Source organism: Nannocystis pusilla (genome assembly GCF_026626665.1).
Classification (GTDB): Bacteria; Myxococcota_A; Polyangia; order Nannocystales; family Nannocystaceae; genus Nannocystis; species Nannocystis pusilla.
This window is the reverse complement of sequence record NZ_JAPNKE010000002.1, coordinates 2,863,840-2,877,987: the sequence shown is the minus strand read 5'-3', so window position 1 is coordinate 2,877,987 and position 14,148 is coordinate 2,863,840. Positions and strand designations below refer to the sequence as shown.

At 74.0% G+C, this 14,148-nt stretch carries 13 protein-coding genes; 3 read left to right on the top strand and 10 right to left on the bottom strand.

Translation table 11 applies throughout. The features are described 5' to 3' along the window. Positions 1-22 precede the first annotated feature (22 nt). Positions 23-271, bottom strand: coding sequence for an acyl carrier protein (locus OV079_RS12485; protein ID WP_267768525.1), 249 nt, complete (start codon positions 269-271; stop codon positions 23-25). Positions 272-792: 521 nt separating this feature from the next. Between OV079_RS12485 and OV079_RS12480 the strand changes: the two genes are divergently transcribed. Continuing rightward, on the top strand, positions 793-1,200 hold the full coding sequence (locus OV079_RS12480) for an AraC family ligand binding domain-containing protein (protein WP_267768524.1): 408 nt from the start codon (positions 793-795) through the stop codon (positions 1,198-1,200). Then, positions 1,197-1,847: an HAD family hydrolase gene (locus tag OV079_RS12475; RefSeq protein WP_267768523.1), complete on the top strand. Its 651-nt coding sequence runs from the start codon at positions 1,197-1,199 to the stop codon at positions 1,845-1,847. Before OV079_RS12480 ends, OV079_RS12475 begins: the two co-directional genes overlap by 4 nt. A gap of 257 nt (positions 1,848-2,104) precedes the next feature. On the opposite strand, the gene OV079_RS12470 is transcribed toward OV079_RS12475, so the two are convergent. Continuing rightward, positions 2,105-3,406: a D-arabinono-1,4-lactone oxidase gene (locus tag OV079_RS12470; RefSeq protein ID WP_267768520.1), complete on the bottom strand. Its 1,302-nt coding sequence runs from the start codon at positions 3,404-3,406 to the stop codon at positions 2,105-2,107. A gap of 11 nt (positions 3,407-3,417) precedes the next feature. Beyond that, on the bottom strand, positions 3,418-4,557 hold the full coding sequence (locus OV079_RS12465) for a lipoxygenase family protein (protein WP_267768518.1): 1,140 nt from the start codon (positions 4,555-4,557) through the stop codon (positions 3,418-3,420). A gap of 67 nt (positions 4,558-4,624) precedes the next feature. On the opposite strand from OV079_RS12465, the gene OV079_RS12460 reads away from it, so the two are divergent. Then, complete coding sequence (locus tag OV079_RS12460) at positions 4,625-5,143, top strand: hypothetical protein (RefSeq protein ID WP_267768516.1); 519 nt, start codon at positions 4,625-4,627, stop codon at positions 5,141-5,143. Between the two features lie 508 nt (positions 5,144-5,651). Here the strand turns inward: OV079_RS12460 and OV079_RS12455 are convergent. From OV079_RS12455 to OV079_RS12425, 7 genes are all read right to left on the bottom strand, one after another. Beyond that, positions 5,652-9,545 (bottom strand): hypothetical protein, encoded by a 3,894-nt coding sequence (locus OV079_RS12455; RefSeq protein ID WP_267768514.1) that lies wholly within the window; start codon positions 9,543-9,545, stop codon positions 5,652-5,654. Between the two features lie 115 nt (positions 9,546-9,660). Further along, positions 9,661-9,828, bottom strand: coding sequence for a hypothetical protein (locus tag OV079_RS12450; protein WP_267768513.1), 168 nt, complete (start codon positions 9,826-9,828; stop codon positions 9,661-9,663). Continuing rightward, positions 9,810-10,244, bottom strand: coding sequence for a hypothetical protein (locus tag OV079_RS12445; RefSeq protein WP_267768511.1), 435 nt, complete (start codon positions 10,242-10,244; stop codon positions 9,810-9,812). Before OV079_RS12445 ends, OV079_RS12450 begins: the two co-directional genes overlap by 19 nt. A gap of 16 nt (positions 10,245-10,260) precedes the next feature. Beyond that, positions 10,261-10,638 (bottom strand): hypothetical protein, encoded by a 378-nt coding sequence (locus OV079_RS12440; protein WP_267768509.1) that lies wholly within the window; start codon positions 10,636-10,638, stop codon positions 10,261-10,263. A gap of 111 nt (positions 10,639-10,749) precedes the next feature. Next, on the bottom strand, positions 10,750-11,568 hold the full coding sequence (locus OV079_RS12435; protein ID WP_267768506.1) for a hypothetical protein: 819 nt from the start codon (positions 11,566-11,568) through the stop codon (positions 10,750-10,752). Positions 11,569-11,650: 82 nt separating this feature from the next. Beyond that, positions 11,651-12,310 (bottom strand): hypothetical protein, encoded by a 660-nt coding sequence (locus tag OV079_RS12430; RefSeq protein ID WP_267768504.1) that lies wholly within the window; start codon positions 12,308-12,310, stop codon positions 11,651-11,653. Then, positions 12,307-14,109, bottom strand: a complete 1,803-nt coding sequence (locus OV079_RS12425) for a hypothetical protein (RefSeq protein ID WP_267768502.1) — start codon at positions 14,107-14,109, stop codon at positions 12,307-12,309. The genes OV079_RS12430 and OV079_RS12425 overlap by 4 nt, the downstream gene beginning before the upstream one ends. Between the last annotated feature and the right edge of the window lie 39 nt (positions 14,110-14,148).

The following is a 14,148-nucleotide window of genomic DNA, read 5'->3' as shown; positions in this document are numbered from 1 at the left end:
CCGGCGCAGACCCGCGGGGGCCTCAAGCGCCAGGCGACTCCGCGAGCTTGCGGCTGACGAGCGCGCCGAGGTCGTTCAACGTCCCGACCGACGTGAGCTCTTCCAGGCTCAGCGCGACGTTGCACTCCTTCTCGAGCTTGCCCAGCAGCTGCACCGCCAGGATGGAAGTCATGCCGTAGGCTCCGAGCGGGGCGTCCTGGTCGATGCGATCGGCAGGCATATCTACCAGGGCCGCAAACTGCTGCGTCACGACTTCTTGAACGTTGGTCATTGTCATCCTCCTGAGGCGGGCGACGATAGCACTCGATGACGAGCGCGGCACAGGGCGAGCAAGTCGAGCGGACACGGACCTGAAGTCCACGTCGTCCCGAGCCGCCGGACGCCGCCGTGATCGACAAGATGCTCGACGATGCCCAGCGTGAGCGCGTGTCCGTCCGTCATGCACGGAGTTGCTCGTCGAGGTGCGCCGCGGCGTGATGAATGCGTCCTCGACACCTGAAGCCGAAGACGGGGAGCACCCGACGGCCATCGCCGAGCAGCACGCGGTGAAGTGGGGCGTGGGCCGAGTGCAGTCGCCGCGACTCGTCGACGACTCCGCCCGGCACGACGGAGATCGCCGGCGGGCCGCCTGCCAGGAGTTCTCGTCGGCGGGCGCCGGCGCACCGCGACGCTCGCAACGCGCTGCGGCGACCTCCGCGGCGCGGAACATCGAGCACCGCCCGCTCGCCTGTTCGAGCACGTCGGCGGCGCAGGTTTGCGCGGGGGCGCCGGTTCGCGCTACAGATCGGCGCGATGCAACCGACGCAAAGGCTCCCCAACGGCGTGACCGTGTACAAGTGGCCGCACAACGTCGAGCCGACGGCCGAGTCGGTGGCGGCCGAGATGGCCCGGTTCGGGTTCCGCAGCTACGACCTCCAGACGGTGCCGCCGTGGTTCTTCCGCAGCCGCCACGCGCACGACGAGGAGGAGATCCGCGGGGCCGTCACGGGAGTGACGACGTTCCACTTCGACGAGGGGCCGGTGACGCTCGAGGCGGGCGACATCCTCATCATCCCGTCGGGGGTGCAGCACGAGGTCCGCAGCCACAACGGGCGCACGTTCTCGGCCTACAAGGGCTCGCGCAGCGGCGAGCGCCACGTGACCGAGCACGGCGACGGCCGCGGCAGCGTCGAGGCCCTGGCGCGGGAGGGTGAGGCGTGAGCCACCTGATCGCGCTCGATCTCGACGGCACGCTCGAGGACAGCCGCGACGACATGGTCGCGGCGGTGCTGCGCGTGCGGTCCAGCTTCGGCCTGTCCGAACAGCCAGGCGAGATGTGGCGCCCGCACGTCAACGCCGGGATGGACCACCTGTACCGCCAGTGCTTCGCCGACTACGTGGGCGCCGGCGGGACGGTGGACGACGTCCGGGCGGCCTACGAGGCCGACTACCTGGCGCACATCGCCGACACCACGCGGCTGTACGCGGGCATGGGCGACGCGCTGGTCGAGCTGGCGGCGCTCGGCGCCCTGGCCTGCGTGACCAACAAGCCGGAGCGGCTCAGCGCGGCGCTGCTCGAGGCGCTGGGGGTCGGGCGCCTGTTCTCGGCGGTGATCGGCGGCGACACGCTGCCCGAGAGCAAGCCGAGCCCGCGGGTCCTGGTCGAGGCGAGCCGCCGCGTCGGCCGCACCGGCGCGGCGCTGATGATCGGCGACTCGGCCGCCGACGTGAAGTGCGGGCGCGCGTTCGGGGCGACGACGATCTGGTGCGCGTGGGGCTACGCGGCCGATCCGGGCGCCGAGGCGCCCGATCACCGCGCGGCGACGCCGAAAGAGCTGCCGCGACTGGTCCGCGCGGTGCTCGGGTAGAGCTGCCCGAAGGACATGTGAGGCGGTCGCGGCTCGCGCCGTCGCGGCTGGCGCGAGCCGCCCGGGCGAGCCTGTCCGCGCTCGAGAGCGGCCGCGGCGCGAGCCCGGTTCACCGGGTCGAGTATGGCATGTCTCATCGGGCATGCTCGAACGGGCATTGCCGGGAGGCCATGTCCGAGCGGGCATGTTCGATCGAACCTGTCCTTTGAACCATGATCATGGGCGCAGCTGGAACACCGCGTCCTCGAGCCAGTCGTTCAAAAAATGCCGTCGGGGTCGAGGGCGGCGCGGTGGGCGAGGAAGTTGTCCATCTGCGGGTAGCGCTCGCGGACGGCGCGGGGGTGCAGGAGGTACTTGCCCCAATGCGGGCGGGCGCCGGGGATGGCGAGCATCTCGCCGCTCCACTGCTCGTAGAAGGCGTCGGCGTCGCGGGCCGAGCGGGTGGTGACGACCTCGATGTCGCAGATCGCCCGGCCGTGCGCGGGGGCCAGCAGGGCCGCGCTGGCGCCGATGAAGCGGGCGTGCACGACCATGTTGACGGGGAAGCTGGCGGCGCGGGCGAGGTGCTCGATGAGGCCGATCGTGCGCCGCCAGGCCTCCTCGGCGTCGGCGAGCGGCACGCCGTAGGACATGTCCCAGCAGCGCGGGTAGGCCCGCTGGTAGTGGAAGGCGCGCGAGGCCGGGGCGACCGCGCTGCCTTGAGTCATCGTCAGCCACGGCGCGAGCTGCATGAACGCGGGCGTGAGCTCGGGGGCGACGCGGCCGAGCAGCGGCAACAGGCCGTTGCAGGAGGCGAAGGTGCAGGCGTAGGTGAAGGCGAACTTGAGCCGGTCGGCCAGGCTCGCGCCGACGTCGGGCTCGTCGGTGCGGCGCATCAGCTTGCACCACAGGGTGTCGGTGAACGGGAACCAGTAGAGCTCGACGAATTCGTAGGTGGCGAGCAGGTCGGGTAAATTGCCGAGGACGTCGTCGACGACGATCATGCGGTCCTCGACGTGGAGGTGGAACTCGGGCCAGCAGCGCATGGTGATGTCGTGGACGACCCCGAGCGCGCCGAGCGAGCAGCGGGCGGCGTCGAACAGCGAGCCGTCGGCGGCGCTGAGGTGGTGGACGTCGCCGCGGGCGTCGACGAGGGTGAGGGCCACGACCTCGTCCGACATCGTCGAGGTGTGAAGGCCGGTGCCGTGAGCCGCCACCGCGATCGCGCCGCCGACGGAGATGTCCTGGTAGATGGTCGGCGTGATCAGGGTGAGGCCGCGGGCCTGCGTGAACTGGACGAGGTCACGCACGGTCGCGCCGGCCTCGACGCAGATCGCCGGGGCGCCGTCGAAGCTGGTCTCGTGCATGCCGCGGAGCCGGCCGAGATCGATGAGGCTGCCGCGGGTGGGCACCAGCGGGCTCCACGAGCACGAATTGCCGAGCGGACGGATCCGGCCCTTGCGGCTCGCCCGGCGCACCGCCTCGCGCAGGTCGTGCAGGCCGCACGGGCGGTAGAGGTCGGCGGTGCAGCCGAGGTTGTCGTTCCAGTTGCGCCACTTGTAGTTCGCGATCAGCTCCACGGGTTCGCTCGTCAGATGTTGATGCTGTTGGGGACCAGCCGCGGCAGCAGGTACGGATAAGGCCGCGGCCGCGCGCGGTTGCGACGCTCGATCTCCTGCTCCACCGCCGCCAGGTCGGCGTGCAGCCGCGCGACCAGCGGGCGGGCCGCGGCGACGCGCCCGAGCTCGTAGCGGTCGTAGTCGCCGAAGCGATCGAAGCGGTAGCAGGCCATCTGGTTGTTCTGGAACTGGGCGACGCCGACGTCGAGCGGGGGCAAGGTGTCGGCGATCCGGGCGGCGTCGACGAGCTCGCCCTCGCGCGGCGGGGGCCGGTAGGCGGCGCCGGGGAAGGCGGGGACGTAGGTGAAGTGGTCGGTCTGCGGGAAGTGGACGGCGGCGTGACCGGGGCCGGCGATGAACAGGAACTGCGCCAGGAGGTCGACGAGGACGTCGCGGCCGCCGAGCTCGCCGGCGGGCAAGAGGCCGCGCAGGCGCCCGCCGTCGTCGGCCTGCAGCTCGGCGACGAAGGCCTGCAGCTCGGCGTCGGCGCGCACCGCCGCGTCGCTCGGATAGTAGAGGGCGACGTAGTCGGCGACGAAGCGGCGCAGGACGGGGGTCCACAGGCGGGCGTCGTCGCGCCACGGGTACTCGCGCGGGCCGTCGGCGACGCCGCGCGCGGCCAGGTCTGCCTCGATCTCCTGCTCGCGCACCGACCAGCGCTCGTAGCTGCGGCGCATGATGTTGCGGGTCTCGCGGAGCTCGCCGGCGTAGAGGGTGGCGAACACACCGCCTGGCTTTTTGAGCAGGTTGAACGCGGCCCGGTTGACCGCGATGGTGTGCTGGGTGTGCGGTCGCAGCAGCACGTGGATCGGGTGCGAGGGCGCGAGCTGGCGCCGCGAGCTGACCGCGAACGGCTCGGCGACGTAGTGGTGGCGGTAGATGTGGCTCGACAGCGCCTGCAGGTTGAACTCGGCGATCTCGACGTAGGTCTTGGCCAGGTCCCAGCGCGCTGCCGTCGCGCAGGTAGACGGGGTTGGGATCGGCGGCGCCGGGCTGGTCGACGCGGATCGCCACGGGCACGAGGTCGCACTGCGGATCGCGGCCCGGCCGCTGGCAGAACAGGGCGATCGGGCTCGGGAGGTACTTGCCGCGCCAGCGCGAGTCGCGACCAACGGCGCCGCTCTGCCCGAGGCTGCGGGCCAGCAGCTCGAAGTCGGCGACGAACAGGTTGCCGGCGGCGTGCTCGCCCGCCAGCGTGACGCCGGGGCCGAGCACGCGGGCGAGCTGGTCGTCGTCGACGGGGAGGCGCGCGCGCAGGTCGGCGAGGTCGCGCACGCGCGCGAGCAGCAGCGGGTTGGGACCGTCGATGCGGTTGCGCGCGAACAGGCCGTCGCGCTGGTGCTCGGTCACCGCCGCGGGGGCGCGCAGGCCGAGGCGCTCGCTGAACAGGCCGCGGAAGCCCGCGAGCTTGTCGACGCCGCCGAGGACGCCGCGCAGGCGGTACCACAGCTTCTTGCCCTGGGCGCCGGCGACGGAGCGCAGCAGGTGCGGGAGGTACGGCAGGGCCCAGCGCGGGCCGTACAGCTCGTCGAGAGGGAACTCGCCGGCGACGGCGATCGGCGCCAGGGGGTTGTCCTCGCTACGCGCGTAGGTGTAGCGCTCGCGCGCGAGGCACAGCGCCCGACGCCGCGCGGCCGGGTCGGGCTCGTGCTGCGGCAACGAGGGCGACGGGTCGGGCTTCATCGAGCTCGACCGTAGCACGCCGATCCAGGAGGGGGCGCAAGACACCTGTTCGTAAAGACAGGTCATTCGAGCACGCGGCCGTCGGGCTCCGGTTCGGCGGACGACGATCGCCGCGGCGGACACTGCATGGGTCCAAACCGCGTCCTGGCGCCCCCAGGCGAGGTCACGAGCGCGAGGGCGAAATCATCCATGACCTCGAGGACAGGTATCGATCAGGCTGTCTCTCGGGTCATGTGGGATGGCGAGCGTGACGGCGTTCGGCGGCGGCACGACGGGACGCGGCGCCGCGCGCGGGGCCCGACTGCGCGGCCGGCGACGCGGCGGAGCAGCGCGGCCCGGTCGCGCGCGACGCTGCGGCCGCGGCCGGGCGCGACGCGCGGACGTGTGTCCTTGAAGACATGTCGATCCGGCGCTGCCGATCGCGCCATGCCCGTCGCTGTCCTTGAAGACATGTCGATCGGGGAATGTGCGGATCGACATGTCGGTGACGACATGTCTGTTCGCGCAGGTCCCCGCGGACGCGTCAGGCGGTCCGCTTGCGGCGGGCGAACGAGCGGATCAGGGCGGCAATGTTGGCGCGGACCTGGGGGTCGGTGCTGAGGCGGTAGCCGGGGGTGCGCATGGCGGCGGGCAGGAGCGGGAGCAGCTGGTCGTTGAGCCGCTTCTCGGCGCGGGCGTCGACGATCTTTTCAAAGAGGTCGGCGACGACGGTGTCGCCCTCGAAGTCGATGCTGAAGCGGGCGTCGCCGAAGCTGTAGCGCAGGCCGCAGACGAGGAAGTTGAGGCGGGCCGGGCCGTCGACGACGAGGGCCGGGTCGGCGCCGATCTTGAGGCCGCGGTCGTCGAGGCGCAGGCGCACGCTGGTGCCCGGGAGCAGCAGGACGTCGACGAGGGGGTGGTGGAACAGGACGAGGCGGCCGCGCTCGTCGGCGGGGAAGCGGTCGAGGACGCCGCGCACGCCGGAGGCGCCGGGGTCGGCGGGGTCGCCGATCTGGCGGCGGACGAGGGCCTCCACCAGAGCGTTCTCGAGCTGGCCGAGGCCGCCGACCTGGACCTCGCCGGACTGCAGGTGATAGCGGGCGCCGCGGAGCTGGATCGCCAGGCGCAGGCCGGGCATGCGCGCCGACAGGCCGCGCTCGCTCTCGACGGCGATCTCGATCTCGTTGGCGGTGAGGGTGACGGTGTCGGCCGGATCCATCAGCAGCGCGAACTCGCCGTAGTCGCCGGGCAGGCGGGCCGAGAACACCGCGATCCGCGAGGGATCGTCGGGCGGGGCCGGCGGCAGCGGAGGGCGCGGCAGGCCGAGCCGCTGGGCCCACGCCGCGGGCAGATTGGGCGCGGCTAGCACTTTGTACAGGTGCGAAAGGACAGCCTCGGTGACGGGGCTGACCGCCGCGGCCTCGTGGTAGTGCTCCTCGGCGATGCCGCTGATCGCGAGCTTCACCGCGGCGTCGCGGGCCCGCAGGCTGAGGTCGTGGAGGTAGAAGTCGGGCAGCCAGTCGAGCGCCTCGCCGGTGACGAACAGGCCGGCGGCGGAGCGCAGGGCGAGGCCGTCGTGGTCGAGGTGGAGGTCGATCGAGCCGCCCTTGGCGACGCAGATCTTGAGCGGGCCCCACGGCTTGTCGGCGCCGACGGCCAGGAGGGTGTCGTGGCCGGCCCGCGGCGAGCGATCGCTGGGCCAGAAGTGGCGCATGAACTCGGCGAACAGCGCCCGCATGGCGTGGCTGAGCAGGTGCTGCCCGAGCTCTCCGGCCGGCGGCGAGGCGTCGATCACGAGCGTCCACGGCAGGAAGGTGAGGTCGACCGTGCGCACCGTGATGTGCAGGCCGAGGCCGACGACGCGCACCGTGGCGCCCTTGCCGAAGGCGATGTGGGCGCCGCCGCGGCGCAGCGAGAGGTCGACCGTGCGGGCCTGGTCGGCGCTGACGCGCACGGCCCCGAACGCGCCGACGGTCTGCTCCCACACGACGGCGCCGGGCGGGACCGGCAGCGGCGGCGGGAGCGGGGCGGCGGCCGGCAGGGCGAGGCGGCGGAGGAGCTCGGCGAGCGGCTCGGCGGGCGCGAAGCGGGCGAACAGTCGCCGCAAGATCTCGTGGACCAGCGGGCCGGCGGGCGGGTCGCTCAGCAGCTCGAGCGAGGCGACGGCGGGGCGCCAGCGCAGGCCGTGGACGGCGACCTCGGCGAGCAGGGCGGTGCCCTCGGGGACGAGCTGCAGCGGGGCCTCGGCGCGCAGCTCGAGCGCGTCGGGGCGCCGCTCGAGGCGCAGGCCGGCCCCGGCGGGCAGCTCGGCGCGCAGGCGGACGCGCTTCGAGGTGTCCTTGGGGACATGCGCCAAGAGCCATGGCGCTTCGGGCAGCTGCTGCGGGGCCAGCGGGAGGTGCGGGCGCACGCGGGCGAGGCCGAACTGCTCGACGCAGCGGGCCACGAGCTGCGACAGCCAGTCGCCGAGCGGCGGGTCGCTGTCCGCGCGCACGGCGACCGCGGCGATGTCGTGGTCGATCGCGGCGAGGCGCACGACGAGGCCGAGCTCGGGGGCGACGATCGCGAGCTTGCGCGCGCTGGTGAGGCGGAGCGCGTCGGGGGCGAGGCGGACCGCCAGGACGTCGGCGGGGTCGAAGCGGACGTCGAGCGGGCCGACCACCGGGACGCGGACGCTGGCCAGCAGGGCCGGGAGCTGCTGCTCGAGCTCGGGGTCGACGCTCGGGCCGCCGTCGCGGCGCACGCCGAGGATGTCCGGAAGGACAGGTGCGGCGCGGACCCGGATCAGCTGGGCGAGGGCGAGGTGGCCGAACTCGCCGAGGTCGGGGGTGGCCTCGGTGACGACGCTGCCGTCGTGCCAGCGGTACTCGAGGCGGTGGATGTCGGCGTCGGGCAGGACCGGCAGGCCGTGGAAGCGCAGGCGCAGGCCGGCGGGCGCCTCGACGACCAGAGCGTCGCCGGCGTGGCGCACCCGGACCTCGGCGTCGGCGTCGGTGGTCAGGCGCACGCCGGTGCGCAGGTTGAAGGCCTGGTCGAGGAGCACCAGCTCGTCGGGGTCGTGCGCGCCGACGAGGCCGAGGCGGGCCAGGAGCGCCGGCGAGAGGCGAGGGATGACGCGGGCGTCGACGACGCGGCGGATCAGCGCGCGCATCAGCGGGCCGAGCGGCGGGTCGGTCTGGATCTCGAGGCGGACCCGCGGCTCGACGCCGGGCGCGGCCGGGGGCGAGGCGACCAGGAGGGCGCGGACCAGCCGCAGCTCGGCCAGCTCGGGCAGCTCGTCGACGTGGACGTGGAGGCCGCCGGCGGCCTCGAAGCGGCCCCGCCGGCCGCCCGGGTGAGGAGGAGCTCGCGGTCGCCGAGCACGGCCAGCTCGCCGCGGGCGCCGAGGGGGATCCGGGCCAGCACCCGGGCGCCGGGCGGCGGGTGACCGGCGTGCAGCTCGCGCGGGACGATGTCGGCCAGGCGGGCGCGCAGGCCCGTAACTGGCGCGGAGGACAGGTCGCCCGGGCCAGGGGCTCCGGGACCTGTCGCAGCGGACATGTCGCCAGGAGCATGGCCATCGGGACCTGTCGCAGCAGACATGTCCTGGGGGGCCTGTCCGATGGGACCGGTGGTACGGCGCGCGGGACCCCGGCGCGGGCGCTTCTGGCCGCGGAGCCGGCGCACGAGGTCGGCGAGGCGGACGCGGCGCTGCTCGTCGGCGAACAGGTCGTAGCCCGGGATGGTCATGGCGGCGGGCAGGCGCGCGCAGCCAGCGAGAGGCGACCCAGGCGGCGAAGCGCAGCATGGCCCGGCGGACAGGTCCGGTCGGGCCGGGGTCGATCTCGAGGCGGGCCGGACCGAACAGCAGGCGGACGGCGAGGATCGGCAGGGCGAGGCCGAGGACGCGGAGCACCGCGGGCCGGCTCAGAGCGACCTCGGCCCGGTCGCCCCGCAGCTCGGCGACGAGGCGGGCGTCGGTCGGCAGCCAGGCGCTGGCGCCGAGCGGGCCGTGGACCAGGCGACGGGCGCGGCTCTGCGGATCCGCGGGCAGGTTCTGGGTCAGGAATTCGACGACGCTGCGCCCGGGGTGCCAGCCGAGGCCGCGGCGGAGGGCGATCCGCAGGGCCACGCCGGCGGCGGTGAACAGGAACGGACCGATGGCGTCGGCGTCGGCGCTGACTGTCCCATGGACCAGGTCGATCCGGGTCCGCCGCAGCTCGACGGTCGGGAGGTCGGGCAGGCGCGCCAGCAAGGCGCTGCCTGGGTCGATCTCGAGGACCTCGGCGTCGACCGCGAGCCGCAGCGGGGCGGCGAGCGCGAGCTCGAGATCGAGGGGACCGACGACCGGGAGCTCGAGCCGCCCGAGCGCCTCGCGCGGGCCGTCGGTCGCGGCGGCGGGACGCGTGTCCTCGTGCGGTCGGCGATAGCCGGGGACCTGATCGCCTGTGCCTGCCATGCTTCGGGTGTATCGGATCTGGCGCGGCTTGGGCAGACGAAGCGGACCGTCGGCGAAGTCTCGCCGACGACTCGGAGTGCCGGAACACGTCGACGCGGTTTGGCGGCGTACGCGCTCAATCGCCCGTGCCCTGGCGGAACGGGGCCGTACGGGCCCGTTCGTGCGGGACGGCGATCGGCGTCAGCGTCGCCTCGACGAGCATCCGCAGCGCCCGCTGCTGGCGACGCAGGCTGCTGCGATCGGCGGCGAGGAGGCCGACGACGATCAGGAACGGGACCAGCAAGGTGGCAGCGACGACAGGTCCGGCGATCGCCAGCGAAAGCCGGCCATCGCCAGGCCGAGCGCGATGATGTATGCGAACGCGGTGCGCGTGAGCGGGTGGAGGCGGAAGCGGACGACGACGCGGGCACCCTCGCCTTCGCGGGTCGGCTCGACCTCGCAGATCGCCCGCGTGCCCGGCCGCCACGCGCCCGGATCGGCGGTGAGGTAGAAGCCCCGCGGGCTGCGCTCGAGCGCGTAGCCGGGGTCCTCGCCGTGGCCGGTGTGCGCCTGCAACAACGCGACCTCGGGCGAGGCGAGGAAGCGCCGCTCGACGTCGGCCGGGTCGGCGGTGACGGTGAACTCGAGCACCGCGGGCACGCGGCCCAGGGCGCCCGCGCGGCGCGGGACGAGCGAGGCTGGCGGCGGCGAGGAGGGCATCGGCCGCGGAGGCGACCTAGCCCTTGGGCAAGGTCTTTTTGACCAGGTCGCTGGCGACCACCGCGAGCTTGCCCGCGGCCTCGGCGACCGCGGCGGAGGTGCCCATGGCGCGGACGATGCCCGACAGGCCGACGATCGCCTGGCGCAGCCCCGCGAGCTCTTCGCGCGAGAGCGGCACGAGCTCGACGACGACGAGGCTGACCCGCTGGTGCTCGTCGCGGAGGACGCTGATCCGCTCGTCGAGGCCGCGGATCTGGTCGTTGATGGCGCTCCAGCGGGCGGGCTGCTCGTACGGGTCGACCTGGTCGAGCCGCTGACGCATGCGCTCGCTGGCCTCGGTCAGCCGCGCGAGCGCCTGCGACAGGTCTTCGAGGAGTTCGTGTTTGTTGCTCATGCCGAGGTTCGGGGCCGAAGGGCCGGAGAGGGACTTCGCGGGCGGTGCGGCGGCGGGGTCGCCGGGCCGCACGGACCGCTTGCGTTGCCGTCTGTCCGCCACCGAGAAACACTACGCAACTCGCCGCGAGGGCGCCAGCCGGGCGATGCGGCGCGATCGCGACACGCGGGCGACCGCGTCACGGCGGGGTCGGGTTCGGACCCGCAGGGTTGCCGGCTCGCGGTGCGACTCGGTCGGGCGCCGCTCGTCAGGCCCGCGCGTCGGCGGGGTCGGATCGCCCGGCTGCTGGTCGTCGGGGGCGGTGATGGTCCCCGGACCCATGACGCCGTTCCCGCTGCCTCCGCTGGTTCCGCCGCCCGAGCTGCCGCCGCTGGCCGTGGCGGCGCCGACGGTGGCGCGGACGTCTTTGAGCCCGGCGTCGACCTGCTGCCCGACGATCGCGCCGTACTCGACGTAAAACCGCGCGCCGTCGAGGAAGCGCGGCGGGCTCGAGAGGATGAGCAGCTGCTGGACGAAGCGGTGCAGCGCGGCGCGGTCGATGGTGAGGGCGTGGGTGCGCGCGAGCACCGACTCTTCCCACTCGAACGAGCGATCCTGCACGGCGTCGGCGGCGGCCGAGGCGGCCACCAGCGCGTCGTAGAGCGCGAGCTGCTTGGCGCGCTCGGGATCGCCGGCGATCTTCCAGAAGTGGATCGTGCGCACGTTGAACTGGCCCTGCTCGGCGATCTGCTGCTGGCGCTCGACCAGGTTGCGCTGGCGCAGCTGGGCCACCGCGGCCCGCGCGGCCGCGAACTCGGCGGTCTCGCGCTCGAGCCGCGCGCCGGCCTCGGCCAACACCGCGGCCTGGGCCCGCATCTCGCGCTGCGCACAGCCTGGCGCGAGGGACAGGGCGAAGAGGACAGGTCCGAAGGTCCATGTGCGATGGGACATGGCGATCACGGGGCGAGGACGGCGCCGGCGAGCAGGGCGAAGAGGACAGGTCCCAAGGTCCATGTGCGATGGGACATGGCGATCACGGGGCGAGGACGGCGCCGGCGAGCACGCCGAAGCCGACGGTGGAGACGATGAGCTGGGCCAGGGCCTCGGGGGCCATGCCGCCCCTGGTGAACTTGACCAGCTCGGTGACGCCGGCGGCGAGGTAGACCTGGCGCAGGGCCATGGCGGCGCGCGAGCGGACGATGCTGGCGTCGTGGCGCACGCCGAGGTCGAGCGCGTCGGCCCGCTTCTGGTCGGCGCGGCCGAGCGTCCACGCGTTGCCGAAGGCGACCAGGGCCTTGGTGAGCTCGTCGCGGCACTTGCCCTCGTAGGCGGCCATGAGCGCCTGCGCGGGGCAACCGGCGCGCTCGAGCTTGACGAGGCTGGCCTGGGCCTCCATGAGCAGGACCGCCTCGTCGAGCTGGGCGACCAGCTTGGCCCGGGCGAGCCGCAGCCGCCGCTCGCCGAGGCCGATGGCGGCGACGAGGGCGTCGTGCTCGACCCGCAGGGTCTCGCGGATGAGCGCGAGGACCGCGAGCTCGAGGGTGTCGACGGTCTGCTGCAGGCGGTCGATGCCGACGATGGTGGTGTGGACGACGCGGGCGAACCGCGGGGCGCCGGCCAGCGCCTTGGCGGCCGCAGGATCGGCGTCGGCGGCCGCCTTGCGGCGAGCCCGGATCTGGCGCGCCTCGATCAAGGCGTCGACGGCGGCGAGCTGCTCGGCGAGCTGATACCAGCGCCCGAGCTCGGCCAGCGGTCGCAGGTCGTAGGCGGTGAGGATCGCGGGGACCGGGACCTCGGCGAGCTCGGCGAAGCGGGTCTGCAGGACGGTGTCGTCGCAGGCCTGGCTGCTCGGGGTGGTGACGGCGGGGGTGAACGACGGGGTCGGCGCGGGAGCGGGGTTCGGTGCGACCGGCGAGGCGGTGGGTCCCCGGAAGCGGCCTGCGTGCCGCCGGGCGAGGGGGTGGTAGGTCCGCCGGAAGCGGCCTGCGTGCCGCTTGGCGAAGTGGTGGGCGCGGTCGAGGCCGGCGCGTCGTTACGCGCGGCGAGTGGGTCCGCGGCCGGAGCGACGCCCGCGGGGCCGGTGACGAGCCAGGGCTTGCCGATCAGGCCGGCGCCCGCGAAGAGCTCGACTGTCCGAGAGGGCAGGTCGAAGCGGACAGGCGCGAACGGACCTGTGTACGAAGACATGTCCTTCAGAACATGCTCTGAAGGACCGGTCTCAGGCGACATGGCGCTCGGGCCAGGCGCTCGCAGGTCCAATGACATGGCCGTAGCGACAGGTGCGTTGGGACCGGTCCAGGAGGACATGGCGCTCGGGCCAGGCGCTCGCAGGTCCAATGACCTGGCTGTAGCGACAGGTGCGTTGGGACCGGTCCCGAAGGACATGGCGCCACGGCCAGGCGCGAGCGGATCGGATGATCTGGCCGAAGCGACAGGTGCTTCGGGACCGGTCTCGAGGGACATGGCCCCAGGAACAGCACGCGAGGCGACCGAGGCGGGGCGCGGCTGCGCGGGGGGCGGGGCCGACGAGGTCGACGCGGCGGGCGTGGGCTCGGGCTGGCTCGCGGACGGGGACTTCGCGGGCCGGGGCGCGGGGGTGAGCGCGGCCTTGCCCTTGGCGGGCGGCTCGAGCGCGGAGCAGGGCTGCTTGGCGGCCTCGTAGGCGAACAGGCGGCGCGACAGCTCCTCGTGGTGCTGCTGTAGCGCGTCGTGGACGGCGAGGAGCTGATCGACCTGGGCCCCGAGCTCGCTGGGGGCGCAGGCGGGGCCGTTGCAGACCACGCGCTCGCGCAGGGCCGCGAGGTCGTCGCGGCGGTCCATGCACAGCCGGCGCTGGCGATCGCGGCTGGCCTGCAGGACAGGTGAGGTTCCGGGCTGCTCGAGGGCGGGGCAGCCGGGGCCGGCGGCGTCGGCCGAGCCGAGGTGGAGGGCGCGCGCGGCCATCTGGTGCTCGTTGACGGCGCGGGCGAGGCGACTCTCGCCGCTGTCGGGGCCCTTCCAGTGGCGCTGCAGGGTCCGCAGCTCGCGCAGGAGGTCGGCGGCCGGATCGGGGGCGGGGGCAGGCGGCGACTTGGGCCGGCCGACCACCGGCGCGGGCGCTTCGGCGAGCGGAAAGGCGTGGCCGACGAGGGCGTGCAGGCGGGTCGAGATCTTGCTGCAGAAGGTGGTCCAGCCGTCACCCTTGAAGCGCGCGCGGCAGCGCGTGAAGAAGAGGACCTGGACGTCCGGGTCGGCCTCGCCGCGGGCGCCGAGGATGTCGAGGAGATCACGGTCGCGCCCGACCTCGGCCCAGGCCTGGGCGGCGGCGACCTCGTCCGTCAGCATCGCCTGCGACTGCGCCAGCTCCTCGGTGAAGCCGTCGACCAGGCGCGAGGCCTTGAGCTCGCCGTCGGCCCCCTCGGCCGTGGCCGCGTCGCGCGGACGGTGCAGGTGCAGCCCGCAGCCGAGGGCCGCGGCGAAAAAGAGCGGGACGAACCGAAGCCGAGCGGGCACGGGGAGGCCAGCACTAGGCACGGCCCCGCCGCACAAGCC